Source organism: Candidatus Accumulibacter propinquus (assembly GCF_056856495.1).
Window position 1 is genome coordinate 2,022,357 of sequence record NZ_JBSEHC010000003.1, and the last position, 18,856, is coordinate 2,041,212.

Annotated in this window: 23 protein-coding genes; 12 read left to right on the forward strand and 11 right to left on the reverse strand. The window is 64.6% G+C overall.

Annotation, left to right across the window (positions count from 1 at the left end):
- Positions 1–28 precede the first annotated feature (28 nt).
- Together hypD and hypE are read left to right on the forward strand one after the other, a co-directional pair.
- On the forward strand, positions 29–1,222 hold the full coding sequence (gene hypD, locus AC15MQ_RS15105) for a hydrogenase formation protein HypD (RefSeq protein WP_287669696.1): 1,194 nt from the start codon (positions 29–31) through the stop codon (positions 1,220–1,222).
- Positions 1,219–2,268: a hydrogenase expression/formation protein HypE gene (hypE, locus tag AC15MQ_RS15110; RefSeq protein ID WP_287669604.1), complete on the forward strand. Its 1,050-nt coding sequence runs from the start codon at positions 1,219–1,221 to the stop codon at positions 2,266–2,268. Before hypD ends, hypE begins: the two co-directional genes overlap by 4 nt.
- A gap of 98 nt (positions 2,269–2,366) precedes the next feature.
- On the opposite strand, the gene draG is transcribed toward hypE, so the two are convergent.
- From draG to nifB, 7 genes are read right to left on the reverse strand one after another with little or no spacing between them, the layout of a single operon-like run.
- Positions 2,367–3,281: an ADP-ribosyl-[dinitrogen reductase] hydrolase gene (draG, locus tag AC15MQ_RS15115; protein ID WP_350495604.1), complete on the reverse strand. Its 915-nt coding sequence runs from the start codon at positions 3,279–3,281 to the stop codon at positions 2,367–2,369.
- Entirely contained in the window at positions 3,281–3,655 is a 375-nt protein-coding gene (locus AC15MQ_RS15120) for a 2Fe-2S iron-sulfur cluster-binding protein (protein WP_287651829.1), read from the reverse strand. Before AC15MQ_RS15120 ends, draG begins: the two co-directional genes overlap by 1 nt.
- Before the next feature lie 38 nt (positions 3,656–3,693).
- Positions 3,694–3,981 (reverse strand): 2Fe-2S iron-sulfur cluster-binding protein, encoded by a 288-nt coding sequence (locus tag AC15MQ_RS15125; RefSeq protein ID WP_287651828.1) that lies wholly within the window; start codon positions 3,979–3,981, stop codon positions 3,694–3,696.
- A gap of 22 nt (positions 3,982–4,003) precedes the next feature.
- Positions 4,004–5,278 carry an FprA family A-type flavoprotein gene (locus AC15MQ_RS15130; protein ID WP_483080514.1) on the reverse strand — a complete coding sequence of 425 codons (1,275 nt, stop codon included), beginning with the start codon at positions 5,276–5,278 and terminating at the stop codon, positions 4,004–4,006.
- Positions 5,256–5,747: an ArsC/Spx/MgsR family protein gene (locus AC15MQ_RS15135; RefSeq protein WP_287651826.1), complete on the reverse strand. Its 492-nt coding sequence runs from the start codon at positions 5,745–5,747 to the stop codon at positions 5,256–5,258. The genes AC15MQ_RS15130 and AC15MQ_RS15135 overlap by 23 nt, the downstream gene beginning before the upstream one ends.
- Before the next feature lie 2 nt (positions 5,748–5,749).
- Entirely contained in the window at positions 5,750–6,028 is a 279-nt protein-coding gene (locus tag AC15MQ_RS15140; protein WP_287669600.1) for a 4Fe-4S binding protein, read from the reverse strand.
- Positions 6,029–6,038: 10 nt separating this feature from the next.
- Positions 6,039–7,556, reverse strand: coding sequence for a nitrogenase cofactor biosynthesis protein NifB (gene nifB / locus AC15MQ_RS15145; RefSeq protein ID WP_483080515.1), 1,518 nt, complete (start codon positions 7,554–7,556; stop codon positions 6,039–6,041).
- 119 nt (positions 7,557–7,675) lie between these two features.
- Between nifB and AC15MQ_RS15150 the strand changes: the two genes are divergently transcribed.
- From AC15MQ_RS15150 to AC15MQ_RS15170, 5 genes are all read left to right on the forward strand, one after another.
- A complete protein-coding gene (locus tag AC15MQ_RS15150; protein ID WP_483080516.1) occupies positions 7,676–8,173 on the forward strand; it encodes a hypothetical protein in 498 nt (165 codons plus the stop codon).
- Between the two features lie 114 nt (positions 8,174–8,287).
- Entirely contained in the window at positions 8,288–8,536 is a 249-nt protein-coding gene (locus tag AC15MQ_RS15155) for a helix-turn-helix domain-containing protein (protein WP_350495602.1), read from the forward strand.
- Positions 8,536–9,849 (forward strand): type II toxin-antitoxin system HipA family toxin, encoded by a 1,314-nt coding sequence (locus AC15MQ_RS15160; protein ID WP_483080517.1) that lies wholly within the window; start codon positions 8,536–8,538, stop codon positions 9,847–9,849. Before AC15MQ_RS15155 ends, AC15MQ_RS15160 begins: the two co-directional genes overlap by 1 nt.
- On the forward strand, positions 9,846–10,271 hold the full coding sequence (locus tag AC15MQ_RS15165) for a hypothetical protein (protein ID WP_483080518.1): 426 nt from the start codon (positions 9,846–9,848) through the stop codon (positions 10,269–10,271). The genes AC15MQ_RS15160 and AC15MQ_RS15165 overlap by 4 nt, the downstream gene beginning before the upstream one ends.
- Before the next feature lie 142 nt (positions 10,272–10,413).
- Positions 10,414–11,580, forward strand: a complete 1,167-nt coding sequence (locus AC15MQ_RS15170) for an HDOD domain-containing protein (protein WP_483080519.1) — start codon at positions 10,414–10,416, stop codon at positions 11,578–11,580.
- Positions 11,581–11,634: 54 nt separating this feature from the next.
- On the opposite strand, the gene AC15MQ_RS15175 is transcribed toward AC15MQ_RS15170, so the two are convergent.
- Genes AC15MQ_RS15175 through nifL form a run of 4 tightly spaced genes read right to left on the reverse strand, consistent with a single transcriptional unit; the run spans position 11,635 to position 15,597 of the window.
- A complete protein-coding gene (locus AC15MQ_RS15175) occupies positions 11,635–11,913 on the reverse strand; it encodes a nitrogen fixation protein NifZ (RefSeq protein WP_287669593.1) in 279 nt (92 codons plus the stop codon).
- Positions 11,914–11,924: 11 nt separating this feature from the next.
- Positions 11,925–12,458: a flavodoxin gene (locus AC15MQ_RS15180; RefSeq protein WP_483080520.1), complete on the reverse strand. Its 534-nt coding sequence runs from the start codon at positions 12,456–12,458 to the stop codon at positions 11,925–11,927.
- Positions 12,458–14,041: a nif-specific transcriptional activator NifA gene (nifA, locus tag AC15MQ_RS15185; RefSeq protein WP_483080521.1), complete on the reverse strand. Its 1,584-nt coding sequence runs from the start codon at positions 14,039–14,041 to the stop codon at positions 12,458–12,460. Before nifA ends, AC15MQ_RS15180 begins: the two co-directional genes overlap by 1 nt.
- Positions 14,038–15,597, reverse strand: coding sequence for a nitrogen fixation negative regulator NifL (gene nifL / locus AC15MQ_RS15190; RefSeq protein WP_287669589.1), 1,560 nt, complete (start codon positions 15,595–15,597; stop codon positions 14,038–14,040). The genes nifA and nifL overlap by 4 nt, the downstream gene beginning before the upstream one ends.
- Before the next feature lie 335 nt (positions 15,598–15,932).
- On the opposite strand from nifL, the gene rsxG reads away from it, so the two are divergent.
- The 5 genes from rsxG to AC15MQ_RS15215 are packed head-to-tail and all read left to right on the forward strand — an operon-like array spanning position 15,933 to position 18,846.
- Positions 15,933–16,532 carry an electron transport complex subunit RsxG gene (gene rsxG, locus AC15MQ_RS15195; protein ID WP_287651814.1) on the forward strand — a complete coding sequence of 200 codons (600 nt, stop codon included), beginning with the start codon at positions 15,933–15,935 and terminating at the stop codon, positions 16,530–16,532.
- Position 16,533: 1 nt separating this feature from the next.
- The gene (locus AC15MQ_RS15200) at positions 16,534–17,211 is read left to right on the forward strand and encodes an electron transport complex subunit E (RefSeq protein ID WP_287651813.1); all 678 of its coding nucleotides are present in this window, start codon (positions 16,534–16,536) and stop codon (positions 17,209–17,211) included.
- A gap of 21 nt (positions 17,212–17,232) precedes the next feature.
- Positions 17,233–17,727 carry a SoxR reducing system RseC family protein gene (locus tag AC15MQ_RS15205; protein ID WP_287651812.1) on the forward strand — a complete coding sequence of 165 codons (495 nt, stop codon included), beginning with the start codon at positions 17,233–17,235 and terminating at the stop codon, positions 17,725–17,727.
- Positions 17,724–18,305: an electron transport complex subunit RsxA gene (gene rsxA, locus AC15MQ_RS15210; RefSeq protein ID WP_287651811.1), complete on the forward strand. Its 582-nt coding sequence runs from the start codon at positions 17,724–17,726 to the stop codon at positions 18,303–18,305. Before AC15MQ_RS15205 ends, rsxA begins: the two co-directional genes overlap by 4 nt.
- Positions 18,306–18,318: 13 nt before the next feature.
- Entirely contained in the window at positions 18,319–18,846 is a 528-nt protein-coding gene (locus AC15MQ_RS15215) for an RnfABCDGE type electron transport complex subunit B (RefSeq protein ID WP_287651810.1), read from the forward strand.
- The last annotated feature ends 10 nt before the right edge of the window (positions 18,847–18,856 follow it).

Below are 18,856 nucleotides of genomic sequence, written 5' to 3' on the forward strand. Positions count from 1 at the left end.
GGTCGACGCGAACGCTTCTCGTCGCTCGATGCGGTTCATCGACGAGTTTCGTGATGGCGAACTGGCCAGGGGTCTGGCGGCAGCGATTCGGCAGGCGGTGCGGCCCGATCGGGATTATCGTTTCATGGAATTCTGCGGCGGTCACACGCATGCCATCGCCCGGTACGGCGTTACCGATCTGCTCCCGCCAAACGTGCACATGATTCATGGTCCTGGCTGCCCGGTCTGCGTCCTGCCCATAGGACGCATCGACATGGCCATCCGTCTCGTCAGGGAGGCCGGCGTGACGCTCTGCAGCTACGGAGATCCCTTGCGTGTCCCGGCATCCGGCGGTTTGTCGCTGCTCAAGGTCAAGGCGGCGCTCGGCCGCGACGGCAACACGCCGGGTGACCTGCGGATGATCTATTCGGGTGCCGATGCCCTGGCCTTCGCGCAGCAGCATCCCGAGCGGCAGGTGGTGTTCCTGGCCATCGGCTTCGAAACCACGACGCCGCCGACGGCCGTGCTGATCAGGCAGGCGCAGGCGCTCGGTCTCAGGAACTTCTCGGTGCTCTGCTGCCATGTCCTGACGCCACCGGCGATCGCCAGCATCCTCGCCGCGACGGAAGTGCGGCAATGGGGCAGCGTGTCGCTCGACGGCTTCATCGGTCCCGCGCATGTGTCGACCATCATCGGCACGCGCCCCTACGAGCGCTTCGCCGAGGAATATCGCAAACCGGTGGTGGTCGCCGGCTTCGAACCTCTCGATGTCATGCTGGCGATCCTGATGTTGATCAAGCAGGTCAATGCCGGCCGGGCGCTCGTCGAGAACGAGTTTTCGCGGGCCGTGACGCGCGATGGCAATCACCGGGCGCAGCATCTGGTGTCCGAGGTCTTCGAGCTGCGCCGCTCGTTTGCCTGGCGGGGTCTCGGAGAACTGCCGTACAGCGCCCTGCGGATTCGCCAGGCGTTTGCCGACTTCGACGCCGAGCAGCGCTATGCCGTACGCTACGAGGCGGTCGCAGACCATCCGGCCTGCGAGTGTGGTGCGGTCTTGCGTGGAGTCAAACAGCCGCGGCAGTGCCGCATTTTCGGGAGCGTTTGTACGCCCGAAAATCCGGTCGGATCGTGCATGGTGTCTTCCGAGGGGGCCTGTGCAGCGCACTATTCGTTCGGGCGTTTTGCCGACGCGGCGCCGCCGGCAGGCGCCGATTTTCCAGATTCACCACAAGCATCCGGATGAAGGCCGTGCGCCAGGCATACATTCGGCCTCTCGACCTTCGCCACGGTTGTGTCGAGATGAGCCATGGCAGCGGCGGCCGGGGCATGGCGCAACTGATCGAGGAGCTGTTTGCGCGCTGGCTGGGCAACGCCTATCTCGGACAAGGCAACGACGCTGCCGTGCTGCCCGCGGCAACGGGCAGGCTGGTCATGTCCACCGATGCGCATGTCGTCTCGCCGCTGTTCTTTCCCGGCGGCGACATTGGCTGCCTGGCGGTGCACGGCACGATCAACGACATTGCCGTGATGGGCGCGACCCCACTCTACCTCGCGGCAAGCTTCATCCTCGAAGAAGGCTTTCCGCTTGGCGATCTGGCACGGATCGTCGAATCCATGGCGCGCGCGGCAGAGGCGGCCGCGGTGCCGGTGGTCACCGGCGATACCAAGGTCGTCCAGCGAGGCAAGGGCGACGGCGTCTACATCACCACCACCGGTGTCGGCGTCGTTGCCGAGGGCGAGGACTATGCCGGTGACCGTGCCCGACCCGGTGACCGGATCATCGTTTCGGGAAGCATCGGCGAGCACGGCATGGCGATCATGGCGCAGCGCGAAAACATCGGTTTTGCCTCGGCGATCGTTTCGGACACCGCCGCGCTGCACGGCCTGATCGCCGCCATGCGCGCGAGCGGGGCGACGATTCGCGCGCTGCGCGACCCCACGCGCGGCGGCGTGGCCACCACCCTCAACGAAATCGCCCGCCAGTCGGGCGTCGGCATGATGTTGCAGGAGTCTGCCTTGCCGGTGCTGCCCGAGGTTGCCGCCGCCTGCGAATTTCTCGGCCTCGACCCGCTCTATGTCGCCAATGAGGGCAAGCTGCTGGCGATCGTCGCCCCTGAGGACACCGACACGCTGCTGCAGGCGATGCGCGCGCATCCGCTAGGCCGGCAGGCCGCAGTGATCGGCAAGGTGCATGCCGATGCCCAGCATTTCGTGCAGATGACGACCGGGCTTGGCGGGCGCCGGATCGTCGACTGGCTGACCGGCGAACAGTTGCCGCGCATCTGCTGAGAGACTTCGTGGCGCCTGCTCTGCCGTCAACGGCAGCTCACGGTGCGATGGGCACGGCTGAGGCGCTCCCCCTGACTTTTCCGGTGATCCTTGGCGGACTACTCGTGCCGCGGCACCGGCAGCAGCGCACGTGCCTGCTCCCGGCAGCGGCTGGCGACGCCGGGATCGAGAGCGGCGAGCCAGCGTCGTGGCAGCGCGTCTGCACCGTACAGCGCGCCGAACAGCATGCCGGCGATGGCGCCGGTGGTGTCGGCATCGCCGCCGCGATTGACGACATCGACCAGGCCGTCCTCGAAGCCGGTGTTCTGGAGCAGCGCCTGCAACACCGCCTGCAAGGTTTCGACAACCCAGCCGCTGGGGTTTTCACGGGGAGGGCGGTCGTGGAACGACAACTCCGGATGCTTTGCCACCAGGGGCTGGATGCGCCGACAGACCACCTCCGGCAGGGTGTCGCCGCGCAGAAAATCCTGCACCGTCAGTGTCAGGAACTCACACACGACGTCTGAAATGGCATTGTTGTGGGTCACGTGCGCCTGCGCGCGCACTGCTGCGCGCACCATCGACTCGGATTCTCCGAAAGTCGCCAGGGCTACCGGCAGCACGCGCATCGCCGCCCCGTTGCCGGCGTCGTGGTCGGATTCCGGGGCGGCCGGCACGCCGGTCTTGCGGAAGGTCACCAGATTGCGGCGCACGGTGTTGCCGATGTCGATCGGCTTGCTGCGCATCCAGGCATCGAAGGCGTTGGCACAGGCCAGCGGGACGACACTACCCGCATGGGCGATGATGGCCTCGCCCAGCGCCAGCGACATGCCGGTATCGTCGGTGACCTGACCGGCCTTCAGTCGCAGCCAGCCGCCACCGACGATTTCCCGGTGGATGCCGTAGTGATGGGCGATCTCGCGCGGGGTCATGAACTCGACCGTCGCCCCCAGCGCATCGCCCACAGCCAGGCCGAGATAGGCGGCCTCGGCCCGTGCCAGGATGGCGCCGAAAGCGGCAGTCGGCGCCGGCATCAGCGGCTCGGATACTCGACCAGGATGTCCTCGTCGCGAACGATGTACTGGCAGGCCAGGCGCCACTCGGTTGGCGGCAGGTCATCGACGTACATCTGTTCGATCTGTGCCTGCTTGATCTTGCCCATGTCCTTGAGCACCGCCACCTCGCGCACGTTGAGCGGGCCACCCATGTGCCCGTACTTGTTGTGGCTGCTCTTGTCGACGCTGCTGACCTTGACCAGACAGGTGCCGCATTCGCCGTCACCACAGGAAAAGTCGATCGGGACATGGTTTTCCTTGGCGAGCTTGAGAATCGTCTGGGTGTGGCTGCCGGCAACGGCATAAATGGTCTTGTCCTTGTGCATCGGACTGGAAAAGGTGATGTTCGGCATTCGAGGCTCCTGATAAATGGAAGGGGTGGGGTGAAAACTCAGGCCGGTTTGACGACGATGTTGCCGCCGAGAATCTGAGCCTGACAGGCGAGGCGGTGACGGCGCGGTGCGAGGTTGTCCTTGAGCACCTGGTCTTCGAGCACCGAGGGGGCGGCGAGGTGCTCATGACCCGAGACGATCTTGGTCAGACAGGTGCAACACTCGCCTTCGCGGCAGCCGTAGGTGATACCGGCACCGACCTTTTCCGAGACCTCGATCAGGCGGGTGCCTGCGGGAACGGTGACGGTGACGCCGATATCCTGAAAAGTGACGCTGGCTTTGGGCATGCGGGTTCTCCGATGAGTGAAATCAAACGAGGTTGGCCATGTCGATGGTCCGTGGCGTCGCGCGGCCCAGCAGGTGCAGCGCGATCTGGCGGCCGAGATCGTGGCAGGCAGAAAAATCATCGGCGGTCGGGGTCAGGCGTGCCTTGACGCCGGGCAGCGGCACGCGCAGCTTCAGGCGGCGCAGGCGATCCTCGATCATCGGCACCGCTTCGCCACTCCAGCCGTAGGAGCCGAACGCCGCGGCGAGCTTGCCCTTGACGTCGACCATGGTCAGCGAGGAGAGCAGATCCCACACCGGCTTGACCGCGTCACCGTTGATCGTCGGGCTGCCGAAGACCAGTGCGTCGGCTTCCTCGATCAGGTCGACGAAGGGTTGCGCGTGCCCGCCCTCCAGGTCGTAGAGCGAGACGCGCACTTCGCCGGCGGCACTCGACGCCGACTCGGCGCCGGCTGCCACGGCTTCGGCCATGCGCCGCGTGGCGCCGTAAGCCGAGATATAGAAGACCAGCAACGTCTTCGTACCGGCGCAGTGCAGGCTGGGCGCCGATAGCGAACGGTAGCGGGCGACGTAGTCGCGCGGGTCCTGGCGCAGGATCGGGCCGTGCCCAGGCGCGATGATGCGTATCGGCAAGGGTTCGATCAGGTCGAGGGCGGTGCGCACGTGGGCCCGAAACGGACGCATGATGTGAGCATAGTAATACTCGAAGGAAAAGCGAAAGTCACCGACTGCGTCGTTGAACAGGCGCGTGTCGCAATAATGGCAGCCGAGGAAATCGGCCGAGAACAGGACGCCTTCGGCCGCCAGCCAGGTGCATTGTGTGTCCGGCCAGTGCAGGTAGGGGGTGTTGAAGAATTCGAGTTGGCGGTCGCCGAGATCGGCGCTGTCGCCGGTGCCGACGAAGGCGATGCGCCCTTCGAACTCACCCGGATCAAAAAGCCCCTTCAGCATCAGGCGGGCCTGTGGCGAGACCAGCAGCGTTGCACCGGGCGCGCGCCGCAGCAACTCCGGAAGCGCGCCGGAATGATCGGGTTCGAGATGATTGAGGACGATGGTGGTGATTTCGTCGTAGTCGGCAATCGATTCAAGACGGCGAAAGAAGGTTTCGGAGAAGTTGAGCTTGACCGTGTCGATGACCGCGACGCCTTCGCTGCCACGCACCGCATAGGCGTTGTAGCTGGTGCCGTTGGCGGTGCGCAGGATGATGTCGAAGTTGCGCAGGTCGGGGTCGAAAGCGCCGATCCAATGCACACCGGGAGCGACAGGCACCGCGCCTTCAGGGGAGGCAGCGGCGGGCATGTGCTGGGTCGTCGTCGAAGCGGCAGGGAAAAGCACCGCCGCCGGCTGATTGCACATAATAGACACGGCCGCTGGAGTGCTTGCGGCGGCAGGCTTCAAGGTCACCCGACGGGAAGTCCGGCAGCCCGATCCAGGCGTCGATCGTCGCGGCATCGAAGCCCACCCGCCGCTCGTCGCCGACTTGCAGCAGCGGCCGGCGAATCAGCAGTGGATTGTTGCGCAACACGGCCAACGCGGTGCGCTGGTCGAATTCGTCCGGCACGATTGCACCGGACTTGATCGCAGGTGCCGAGGGGTTGAACCACTGCGCGACCGGCAGATCGGCGAGGAACTCCAGCAGGCGCAGATTGCTCCAGAAGTGCTGGCGCAGGTCGCGGCTCTCGACCTGATGGCCGGCGGCGATCAGCAGGGCCTTCTGGCGGGCGTTGCCCGCACAGCCGGTCTTCTCGTAGAAAATGACGTCGGCCATGACTAGCGCGCCGCAATCTCGGCCTGCGCGGCCGCCCAGCGTTCGGGCGGGATGCCGGTCAGCGACCCCGGCGGATTGAGCGCTTCGCCGAGTTCGTTGATGATCGCCCCTTCGATCGGGCAGATGCTGGCGCACTGCGCCTCGGCGAAGTCGCCCAGGCATTCGGTACATTTGTCGGCCTCGATCAGGAAGTGCGGTGTCGCTTCGTAGATCGCCTGATTCGGGCAGAGGGGAGCGCATGCCCAGCAATTGACGCAGCTTTCGATGATTTCGAGGGCCACCTTGTCCTCCTCAGGCGCGTTTGGCGACGATTGGTCCGGCGGCCAGCTTGCCCGCCGCCAGCATCTCGTGCCATACCGCCATGACCGCATCCGCGATCGGTTGCATGGCGTGTTCGCCGTTGGGCTGGATGCCGGCCGCCTCCAGTTGGCCCCAGGGTTCGTATCCGATGCGCGCGCAGAGCACGACTTCACAGTCGGCGAGTGCGCTGATCGTTTTCTCCAGCACCGACTCGGCGTCGCCACAGCTTTCGTCGCCCGAACAGTAGGATTCCGCCTTGCGGTGGCCGACCAGGCGGGCGCCGCTGGCCGAGGCTTCGTATACGAGGAACTCGCGGGCGTGCCCGAAGTGCACGGCGACCAGCCCGTCCCTGGCTGCGACGGCCATCAATACCGGTCGACCGGGCACTGGTGCCGGCTTCGCGGTGTGCGGCTGGAAGCTGATCACCTGTGGCGTTGCGGTGGCGGCCGGCGGGTGTGCCCTGGCGCGTTTTTCGGCCAGCTCGGCGGCAATCTGCGCGCGCAATTCGGCGCGTACCACCATCGCCGCCTCGTAGTCGATCTCCATGGTGTCGATCCTGTCGAGCGTGAACTCGGCACCGCGGTCCTCGCCGAGCAGGCCGACCGCATCGGCACGGCACTGGCGGCAATGGCGCATCATGTTCATGTCGCCTTCGCAGGCATCCTGCAGGGCCTTGAGTTCAGCCGGTTTCGGGCTCCTTTGCCCCATCACGCCGTAGAAGGTGCCGTGTTCGGCCTCGGCGATCAGCGGCATGACGTTGTGCAGAAAGGCTCCCTTGGCCTTGACCAGCTTCGACACTTCCGGCAGGTGCTGGTCATTGACGCCGGGGATCAGCACCGAGTTGACCTTCACCAGGATGCCGCGCGCGGTGAGCATTTCCAGGCCCTTCTGCTGCTGCCCGATGAGGATCGCCGCCGCCTCGCGGCCGAAGACGCGCTTGTTCTTCCAGAATATCCAGGGATAGATGCGGGCGCCGACGTCGGGGTCCACGCAGTTGATGGTGATGGTGACGTGGTCGATGTTGTAACGTGCCAGTTCATCGACGTGATCGGGCAGCACCAGGCCGTTGGTCGACACGCAGAGCTTGATGTCCGGCGCCTTCAACGCCAGTTGCCGAAAGGTTTCGAAGGTCCGCAGCGGATTGGCCAGCGGATCGCCGGGACCGGCAATGCCGAGGACGGTCATCTGCGGGATCGTCGCCGCCACCGCCAGCGTTTTCCGGACCGCCTGATCCGGTGTCAGCAGTTCGGAAACGACGCCCGGCCGTGACTCGTTGGCGCAGTCGTACTTGCGGTTGCAGTAGTGGCACTGGATGTTGCAGGCCGGCGCCACCGCGACGTGCATGCGGGCGAAGTAGTGGTGGGCGTCTTCCGAATAGCAGGGATGGTCCTGCACCCTGGCGCGAATGGCGTCGGAGAGGCCATCCACCTGCTGGGCCGTGGAGCCGCAACTTCCGGCGCTACAGCCGGTGGCTGCGGGCGGTGAGGATTCGATGACTGGCAGATCCATGGCGAGCTTCCCTCGTGTTTTCTTTGGGTTGGAGGCACCAGCTACCCAGCAACTGGCGTGCCAGGTCTGCAAACTCGATTAAGTCGCTGAAAATTCGGGGATGTCCGGTGACGATGGGCATGTCGCAAAGACGACAATGGCGGGTTGACGACCCACCGCAGCGACCTGCGCCGATGCCTGGCCGCCATGCGCTTGCGGTGCAAATTGCGCCGGCATCTGCCGCCAACCTCCGGAGGGATTTCGCGACTGCCCCACGATCCGTCGAACAATGCCGGATACAATCGGGGGGTGGCTGCCGGCGTCAACGTCCAAATTATCTGCCGCCCAGCGCCTGGTACGAGTACCTGCTCGCCCAGCCGGAAGGCCCGGAACTGGCCGAAGCCGTGGTCACCGCCATGGAGCACATCGAAGCTTACAACGCCACGCTGGCCGGCATCCTGCCCAAGGCCTACCGGGGCTTCGAGCCGCGCCTGCTGATGGACCTGCTCAAGACCTTCAACCGCGACACCCTGAACAATCCCTCCGGCAACGTCTTCGGCAAGATCTACGAATACTTCCTCAACAAGTTCGCCCAGACCGGTGCCCAGGAAGGCGGCTCATCCTCCTCCCCCGCCTGATCTCCGGACAGCTCCGTTCATGGCGCTCATCCCCTGCAAGGCATAAGTATAAAATACACCCCCAAGGCCGTATTTGGTTAATATCCCCTGTACGACGTTTTTTCGGAGCGTGCCGTGCCCTTCGTCATTACCAACCCGCAACAGCTTGGTCCCATCCTGAAAGGCTTGCGCAAGCAGAAAGACCTGACGCAGGTTCAGATGGCGGAGCTGAGCGGTCTGGGCCAGAAGACCATTTCCCTGCTGGAAACCGAGCCCTGGCGCTGCAGCGTCGATAGCCTCTTGCGCTACCTGTCGGCGGTCGATGTCGCCATGAGCCTCGATTGGATTGCCGCATTGCGCGGCAGCGGAGACGAGGCGTGGTGATGCGGCGCATCCGAAAATCCGGCGTGCTCGGGCTGTGGATGAACGGCCAGCGGGTCGGCGCCTGGCTGGTCTCCGCGCAGGGCGAGCATCAACTGCACTACGACGAAACCTGGCTCGCCTCGCCGCTCGGGCGGCCGCTTTCGCTGTCTCTGCCGCTGCGGCCGGCCAGCGTGCCTTACCAGGGCGAACGGGTCCGCAATTACTTCGAAAATCTGCTGCCGGACAACGACCACATTCGACAGCGCCTGGCCAGGCAATTTTCAACAGGAACCGATGCTTTCCGCCTGCTCGCCGAAATCGGCCGGGACTGCGTCGGCGCCCTGCAGATCCTGCCCGATGGCGAAACCCCGCCAGCCACCGAGGCCGTTCAGTCTGAGCCGCTTTCCGACGCACAGGTGGCAGAACATCTGGCCGGCACGCTGACTACCCCGGCCTTTACGCAGGACGACGACAGCTTCCGGATTTCGATTGCCGGCGCGCAGGAAAAGACGGCCCTTCTTTGGCACTTGGGGAATTGGTGCCGCCCGCTGGGTGCCACGCCGACGACCCATATTTTCAAACTGCCGATGGGGCAGATGCCGGGTGGCATCGATTTGTCGACTTCCGTCGAGAACGAGTGGCTTAGCCACCGTCTGCTGCAGGCTTTCGATATTCCCGTGGCCAGCGCCGAGATCGTGCAATTCGGCGAAATGAAGGCGCTCTGCGTCGAACGCTTCGACCGCCGCTGGCTGGCCGACGGTCGCCTGCTGCGTTTGCCGCAGGAGGATTTTGCGCAGGTTTTCGGTGTGCCGCCGGACAGCAAATACGAAAGCCAGGGCGGCCCCGGCATTCGGCCTATCCTCGATCAACTCAACGGTTCGCGTCAGGCGACCATCGACCGCCGGGACTTCTTCCGCACGCAGGTCTTGTTCTGGATGCTGGCCGCCATCGATGGCCACGCCAAGAATTTCAGCGTCTTCATCGAGCCCAGGGGGTTTTACCGGCTGACGCCACGTTATGACGTGCTTTCCGCGCATCCGGTGATGGGTCATGGGGCGGGGCGTCTCGCTGCGCAAAAGGTCAGGATGGCCATGGCGGTTGATGGGAGGAACCGGCATTACAGGTGGGCTGAAATCCGTCGCGAGCATTTCGAACAGATGGCCCAGGACTGCCGCCTGCCGGATGCGCCGGCACTGATTGACGAACTGATTGCCAGAACCCCGCACGCCATCGCCGAGGTGGCCGACGATCTACCCGCAAACTTCCCTGTAGACCTGGCCAGCACGATATGCGACGGCCTGAAGCAGGCTGCCGACACTCTGGGGCATGCATGAACGCCAACGCCTATTCCGAGGACCAGATGATCCCGGCCGGCACGGCCGATTTCTTTGCGGAACATCTGGGTTGGCGTTCGGAGTACGCCTTCGGCCGCGAGGATTTCGGGCCGAACAGCCTGTTCGGTCGCAGCCATCGCGGCGAGGTGGTGCTACCGTGGCGACTGCGTCAGGCGCTGCGGAAGCTCAACCCCAAAGCACCTCCGGCCGCTATCGAGGCGGCCATTTCGCAACTGGTGGATGCGGAAGAACGGCGCTTCGTCCGCGAAGGCTTCGACAACGACGAGCAACTGGCCATCTTCGACCTGCTGCCCCGTCTGGAACAGCGCAAGGTCCTGGCCGACTGCTGGCGGGAGCGTGCCGCTTCACGCGCGCAGGTCGAAACGGCGATTCTCGACCACCTTTACAAGGAACTGCCGTAAGAAACATTCGACGAGAACGAGGTGGGCTTGTTGAGCGCGCGCGTGCTGGGCTTGTTGATGCGGCCCGGTCATGATTTCGGCTATCATCCAGGCAGCGCGGGGGCGCACGCTGTTCGGGGCAAGGTGACGGGGGGAGTACAGGATGCTGGCGTTGCGTGTCGTTTCTCTTGATGGAAAACCGTATCCGACACCATACGATGCGGAATTCGACGAGTCTGGCGGGAGCATCGGGCGCCGGCCGGACAATCGCCTAGCCTTGTCGCATGATCTCACCGTATCGACCGTGCACGCGACGATTCGCTTCAACGACGGCCAGTATTTCCTGATCCCCCAGGGTCGGAACTCCACTCGCCTGAATGGTCGGCGGCTGAACAACGGCATCGCGGAAACACTGTCCGATGGCGACAAACTGGCCTTGGGCGCGTCCGTGCTGGCGGTGGTGATCAAGCCGCGCCAGGAAATCGTCCGCCATCTCAGCTTCACGATTCTCGAAGACATCGCTCGCGATCTGTCCTCCGAGGCCATCTCGTTTCCGACCTTCCTCGACATCACGATCACGATCCGCAACGCGCTCAGGAATCCCAACCTGACGATCGATGAGTTGGGTACCCTGGTCAGCGCCGAACCCTTGCTGAGCGCGAAGGTGATTCGTCTGGCCAACTCGGCGGCGCTGAACCCTGCGGGGCGGGCGATCATCACGGTGAATGGCGCGATTGCGCAGGTCGGTATGGAGGCTGTGCGTGGTCTCTCGTTTGCCGTCGCCATCGAACAGTTGCTGGGTTCCAAGAAAATGGTGCCGTTCGAAGCGCTGTCCAGGCGACTGTGGGAACACTCGATGCACGTCGCCGCGCTGTGCCGCGTGCTGGCGCGTGCGCTGACACGCATCAGTCCCGACGAGGCGATGTTCGTCGGCCTGGTTCATGATATCGGGGTCTTCTACCTGCTGTCGCGGGCAGCGAATTTTCCGGAAATGATCAACGATCCCGCAGGACTGTATGAGTTGCTGGTGGAATGGCACGAGCACATCGGACATGCCTTGCTGGCTGCCATGAACCTGCCGGAAGAGGCGGTGACGGCGGTTCGGGACCATGAGGCCGAGCTGCTGGTGGCGACGGTGAAGACGCTGCCCGAGGTACTGTTCGTCGCCAACAAGCTGGCCAACGTCGATCACGCGTGGCGAAATCCGAAGTTCTGCGAAGTGGTTGACGCCTCTTCACTGTCGGCCCTCTTCGATGCGGACGAACTCAGAGCGCTGCTTGCCGATTCGGCCGAAGACGTCGACTCGCTCAAGCGCGCACTGAACACCTGAGGCTGCCGGAGCGGAAGCGGGCAGAGGCCCGCGGGTCGACATCCGGTCCGGGAGCTATGCGCTGGCCCAGGCCGCGTCCTGGGTCAATTCGTCGGGCAGGCAACCCACTGGTGGCCCGAGTTCGCCGGCCTCTCCCGCTTCGCCTTCGAAGCGTACCAGGTAGATTTCCTGTGCTGGATCGGCTGCGGCGTGACCGTGGTTCACCACCACCCCGCGTCGACCGGGCGTCGCCAGGACGGCATTCTCCGCCAGGCCGGGTATGCCGCCGTCGTTGACCAGCAGTTCGCGACTGAACACGATGTCGCCGATTTGATACTCGTCCTGCCTTGTCATCTGCTTCTCCTTCAGGTTTCCAGTTCGTCAAGTACCTGCTGCAGCCAGGCGTCGATGCGCGCTTCGCTGAGCGATGCCTGGTTGATCGGGTCCAGCGCGAGGCCGACGAAACGGCCGTCGATCAGGGCCGACGAGGCTTTGCAGGAGTAGCCTTCGGCGGACCAGGCGCCGATGACGCGGGCGCCACAGGCCAGCACGGCAGCGCGCAGCAGGCTCAGTGCGGCAACAAATTCGCTGGGGTATTTCTGCTGATCGCCCAGGCCGAACAGCGCGACCGTCCTGCCCGACAGGTCCCGACCCTGCAGACGCGGAAGAAATTCTTCCCAGCTCTCCTGCGCGAGGTCGACCGAGCGGCCCGGCAACTGGCCGGCACCATAGGTCGGTGTGCCGAGGATCAATACCTGGTTGGCCAGGAATGCGTCGACCGAAACGCGGTTGATATTGAGCGGTGGCTGTGCGCGCATGCCGAGTTTTTGCGCGATCAGCTTGGCGACACGACGCGTACGACCGGTGTCGGTGCCGAAATAGATGGCGATGGTGTTCATCAAATCTGTTTCACCTCAATGTTGAGGATCTGGACGCGGTAGGCGATCTGGCGTGGGGTCATGCCGAGGAGGCGGGCGGCGCGGGCCTGTACCCAGCCGGCCTGCTCGAGCGCCGCGATGACCCGTTCGCGTTCGCTCTGTTCGCCGCCGGGTTCGATGCCGTCGCCGCTGCCGGGACCGTTGACAGCGGCATTGGCTGTTGCCGCGACGGTCGTCGTGGTCGGCGCCGGTCGGCGCCCGGCGCGTTCGCGTCCCTTGTCGATGCGGATCAGGTCGACGTCGATCTCGCCGCTTTCCGACATCACCGCTGCGCGTTCGAGACAGTTTTCCAGTTCACGCACATTGCCTGGCCATTGGTGTTGGGCCAGGCGCCGGTGGGCGCCGGCGGTGAGCCGCAGCGGCCGGCGCTGCATGCCGCCGAGTCGGTCGAGCAGGTGGTTGGCGATCTTCGGCAGATCTTCGAGGCGCTCACGCAGGGGGGGCAGCACAATCGGCATCACGTTGAGGCGGTAGTAGAGATCCTCGCGGAATTCGCCGGCATCGACCGCCGCCTCCAGGTCACGGTGCGTCGCGGCGATCAGGCGCACGTCCAGCTTCAGGGTCCTGCCGCCACCGACGCGTTCGAGCTCGCCTTCCTGCAGTACCCGCAGCAGCTTGGCCTGGAAGGCCGGCGAGATGTCGCCAATCTCGTCGAGAAACAGGGTGCCGCCGTCGGCCATTTCGAAGCGGCCCTTGCGGGCGTTCACCGCACCGGTGAACGCCCCTTTCTCGTGCCCGAAGAGCTCCGACTCAAGCAGATTCTCGGGCAGCGATGCGCAATTGAGGCGCACGTAGGGCCCGCGTGCGCGCGGCGAGTTGTAGTGGATGGCGTTGGCGATGAGTTCCTTGCCGGTGCCGGTTTCGCCGCGGATCAGAACCGTTGTCGGCCATTTGGAAACCATGCGGATCTGATCGAAGATCCGCAGCATGGACACCGAGTGGCCGACGAGGTTGCCGAAGCCGGGCCGCTGGCGAACCGAGCGGCGAAGGCTGTCGCGCTCCCCGTCGGGCGACTTGTCAGCCTGCGTCATTTCGACCGAAAGCCGGAGATTCTGGCCGATCAGATTGGCCAGTATTTCGACAAAACGGGTGCGCTCTGCGAGCCGGCCATCGTCCGGCGCGTCGGGCTGCACTGCCAGCACGCCCTGCAGCGTGCCGCCGACGTGGATCGGTGCGGCGATGAACGGCAGGTCGCTTTCGTAGAAGCCCAAGCGGTTCAGGAAGCGCGGCTCGTCGCCAAGGCGAACGACCGCGCAACTGCGGCCGCTTTCCAGGATCCGGCCGAGCAGACCTTCGCCGGCCTGGTAGCGCACCGCCTGGAATTCCTCGTGTTCGAGTCCATGCACGAGGTGCACGCTCAGGTCGCCGGCGTCGGGATCGACCACGCCGAGCATCCCCCGGCTCAAATGACCGGTGATTTCGAGCGCGCGCAGCACTTCGCGCAGGCTCTGTGAGCAATCGACCGCGCGCGCGAGGACTTGCGAAACCCGCAACAGGGTTTCGAACTGGGAGTGCGTCAAGGACCCTGGACGGTTCTCGTTCATGGTCGACGGTCCAGTGGCAGCAATACGCGCACGCGGCAACCGCGCGCCGTCGCCGGTTCGATCTCGATGAAACCGCCGTGTTCGGCCGCGACCTGCTGTGCCGAAGGCAGGCCGGTACCGAGATGGCCGCCGCCGCGCTTGGTGGTGTGAAAGGGCTCAAAGACCTTCAACTGCTGGGTGCCCACGATGCCGGGTCCGGTATCGGCGATAATCACTTCGATGCCACCCAGACGCGCCTTGCTGACTACCGTCAGTTCGCGTTCCCGGCAGCCGCGCGTGTTCATCGCTTCGATGGCATTGTCGATCAGCGCCTTGAACAGCGAACGCAGCTTGTTCGGTGCCCCCTTCAGGGTCGGCAACATGGCCTGCGGCTTCCAGTTGACGGTGATCCCGGCGGCGAGCAGGCGACCGGTCGACAGATCGAGGACATCGCGCAGCAGTTCGTTGAGATTGACCGGGCCGATCGGCTCGCGTGTTTCGCCGGGAATCATCGAGCGCAGTTCGTCGAGTGCCTTCTGACCGGCGGTGACCGCATCCGCCAGCGCCACCGACATCGGGTCCGTCTCGCCCTTGCGTCTGGCCAGCATGCCGACCACCGAAGCCATCATGTTCAGCGGTCCTTCGAGGCGGAAGGTGGCGGCGGCGAGACTCTCGCGCAGGGAGGAAACCCGATCCTCATCCGCCATCACCGCCCGCAGGGCGGCGACGCGGGCCTTTTCCTGCTGCGCGCGCAGGCTGGTGATTTCCTTTGCCACCAGCAGCAGGTAATCGCGACCCTGTCCGGCCAGGAAGGCTTCAGCGGTGCCGGCGTCCTCGCGCACACGGCTTCCCGAACACGAGAACCAGCGCGGTTGCTTGCCGCCGGGCGGATCGAGCCGGACTTCGCGATCGAGAAAAAGGTAACCGGAAGTCCGTCGTCCGCGCCCCGAATCGAGTTCGAGACTGGCGCGGACCGCGGTCATCAACATTGGCGCCGGCTCGGCCATCCCCAGGTCGGCCTGCAGCATCTTGTAGGCATGGTTGTCGAGCACCACGCGGTCGTCGATGTCGAGCAGGGCGATCACCACCGGCGCGGCATCGACCACCGACTCGATCAGCGCCTTCTGGTTCCTGACCTGGTACTCCAGGCGCTGGACTTCGGTGATGTCGCGGTGCATGCCGAGGTAGTTCAGGACTTCGCCGGCGCCATTGACGACCGGTGAGATGCTCAACTCGGCCAGGTACTTGCTGCCGTCCTTGCGGCGATTGACCAGCCGGCCTCCCCACGGCTCGCCGTGCGAAATCCGCTTCCAGAGCGATTGATAGAACGCGCGCGGCATGCTCTGGTTGGACAGGATCGACTGGTTCTTGCCGATCGCCTCGTCGCTGCCGTAGCCGGTGACGCGGGTAAAGGCCGGATTGACGTACAGGATGTTGCCACGCACGTCGGTGATCGAGATCGCCATGTCGGCCTGATTGACGGTGTGCTGGAAGACCTGCGGGTGAATGCTCGGAGAGAGCTTTTCCGTTGCCTGCGGCTCGCTTTCGGCCGCTGTCCTGAGTTGTTCGTTCGCCATCTCGCGTCCCCGGTCTAATGTCTTTCCAATCCGTAGCAGATTTCGTGCCGACCTTGATTTGGCTACAGTTCGCGATGACTTTTGTTGTCTTTTGTAGGACTTGCGACATCTCCGGGAGGGCGCACCGGTGCCCTGGCATGCACGGACACCGGCCAAAAACTTCCGTGCTGGTGCGGAGTTACGAGCACCCGCACGTCTTTGGTGTGCGCTGCAACAAACTTGGCACAGAAAATGCGGGGTATCGGCCAACGCATAGGCCGCATGATCATGAACCCTTCCGAAACACTCCTTCTCTCGACAAACGTGCTCCTGCCCACCAGGCGAGGGGGGCGGCGATGACCCTGCCAAGCCTGCGGCACGGATTCATCCTCGGTGCCTTCTGCCTCGGCTTCGGCCTCGTACTGGCGGCGATCGACCAGGTCACGATCGACGACATCGCCGCGCGGGCACTCGAGGATCGCCAGAATTCCCTGAGCCAGGTGCTGGCCGGCGTGCCCTTCGACAACAACCCCGCCACCGATACCGTGCGCATCGAAAACGCCGATCACAAGGAGATCACCGTTTATCGCAGCCGCCTGAAGGGCGAGGTGACCGGTGTCGCCTACGAAATCTACGGCAGCGGCTACGCCGGCGAGATCAAGCTGATGTTGGGCGTCGATGCCGACGGCCAGGTGCTGGGGGTGCGCGCCCTGGCACACCACGAGACACCCGGCCTCGGTGACAAGATCGAGGAGAAGAAGGGCGACTGGATCCTGCGCTTTACCGGACTGTCGCTCGCCAATCCGCTGCCCGAGCGCTGGAAGGTGAAGAAGGACGGCGGCCAGTTCGATCAGTTTGCCGGCGCCACCATCACCCCGCGCGGTGTCGTCACCGCGGTCCGCGGTGGCCTCGAATTCTTTGCCGCGCACAAGGCGCGGATGACGGAAGGGAACTGAAATGAGCAACAACGCCTACACCAGGATTGTCCGGGATGGCCTGTGGGACAACAACGGCGTCTTCAGCATGCTGCTGGGGATGTGCCCGACCATGGCCATGACCACCAGTGCCACCAACGGCTTCGGCATGGGGCTGGCAACGGCGGCGGTGATGGCGGCCTCCAGTCTGCTGGTCGCCACCTTCCGCAACCACATCAGCCAGGAGGTACGGATCCCGGTGTTCATCCTCATCGTGGCCACGATGGTGACCCTGGTTGACCTGGCGATGAACGCCTGGATGCACGAACTGTACAAGGTGCTGGGGCTGTTCATTCCGCTGATCGTTTCGAACTGCCTGCCGCTCGCGCGCCTGGAAGCATTCGCCGCCAAGGCACCGATCGTTCCGGCATTCGTCGATGGCCTGTGCATGGGCCTTGGTTTTACGATCGCACTGACGGCAATTGGCGCGGTGCGCGAGATCATCGGCTCGGGAACGCTTTTCGCGGATGCCTCCCTGCTTCTCGGACCGTCCTTCAAGTTCATGGAACTGCGTCTGCTGCCGGCCAGCATGGGCGTGTTGATGATGATCCTGCCACCTGGGGGCTTTCTGGTGACGGGGCTCATGGTGGTGGGCAAGCGCCTGCTGGATCTGCGTGCCGGCAAGGAAATCCAGATGGCCGGCGCGCACGGCATCGCCTGAATCATGACGAAAGGGATTGACATGGCAGCTATGATCAGCAGCAGCGACACGGTCGAGGGCATTGCCCGCGTCGTCCAGGCAAAGGATGGCGTGATCTGGCTGGAACCCGAGCAGACCACCAGCTGTGGCGCCTGCGCCGCCGCCGGACAGTGCGGCAGCAAGGGCATCGGTAGCCTCGCCAACCGCATCGAGGCACGACGCTTTGTGCTGCACGGACAACAGGATTTCGGCGTCGGTGAGCGGGTCGTCATCGGCGTCGGCGCGCAGACCCTGCTCAAGGGCGCATTGATCGCTTATGGCTTGCCGCTGGCCAGTTCGCTGATCGCCGGCGGCGCCGTGCAGGCGCTTGGCGGTGGGGATGTCGAGAGCATGGCTGCCGCCGCGGTGGGTCTTGCCGTCGGCCTGCTGCTGGCGGGTTTCGGGGCCCGGCGTCTTTCAGCGCGCGGTGAATTGGCGCCCCGCTTCCTGCGCCGGGCGCGGCCTGGTGAGTCCTGCGGCGGAAAGGGTGAGGCATGAAAGACTACGCACTGATGATGATCGGCGCGGCGCTGGTCAACAACGTGATCCTGGCACGCTTCCTGGGCCTGTGTTCGTTCATGGGCGTCACGACGCGGATAGACGCGGCCGCTGGCATGGGGTTGGCGACGACCTTCGTCATTACCGTATCGTCGATGGCCGACTGGGCGGTGCAGCACTACCTGCTGGCCCCCTATGGACTGGGTTTCCTGCGCACCGTCACCTTCATCCTGGTGATTGCCAGCGCGGTGCAGTTCACCGAACTGACGGTACGCAAGGTCTCGCCGCCGTTGTTCCAGATGTTGGGCATCTACCTGCCGCTGATCACCACCAACTGTGCCGTGCTCGGCGTTGCCCTGCTGCTGGTCGAAGGCCGCATGAACTTCATGACCAGCACGCTGTTCGCCTTCGCTTCGTCGGTCGGGTACAGCCTGGTGATGGTGATTTTTGCCGGGCAGCGCGAACGCCTGGCTGTGGCCGCGGTGCCGCGACTTTTTGCCGGGCCGCCGATCGGTTTCATCGTTGCCAGCCTGCTGGCGATGGCTTTCATGGGTTTTTCCGGTATCAGTACCGGTTGAAAAGGGGATCGTCATGTTCATCGCAGTCGCCAGTCTAACCCTCATGGGTATTGCCCTGGGCGGCCTTCTCGGACTGGCCGCCCGTTACCTCGCGGTCGAGGAGAATCCGCTCGAAGCCGAATTGCAGGCGCTGTTGCCCGGCTCGCAATGTGGGCAGTGCGGTTTTGTCGGCTGCGCCCAGGCCGCGGCAGCCCTGGCGCGCAATGAAGCGGCACCGACGCTCTGCCCGCCGGGCGGACGCGCTGTCGCGGAAGCCATCGCCGCCAGACTCGGTATCCGGATCGACCTCGCGGCGGTACGTGACGATGGTCCGCAACTCGCCTTTGTCGCCGAGGACATCTGCACCGGCTGTTGTCGTTGCAGCAAGGTCTGCCCGACCGACGCGATCATCGGCGCGGCCAAGCAGATCCACAACGTGATCCGTGAAGCGTGCACCGGCTGCGGCGCCTGTGTGGACCGTTGCCCAACCGAGGCCATGGGCATGGTGCCGGTGCCGGTGACCCTGCCGCACTGGATCTGGCCAAGACCCGCTACCGTCTGAAGGAATCGCC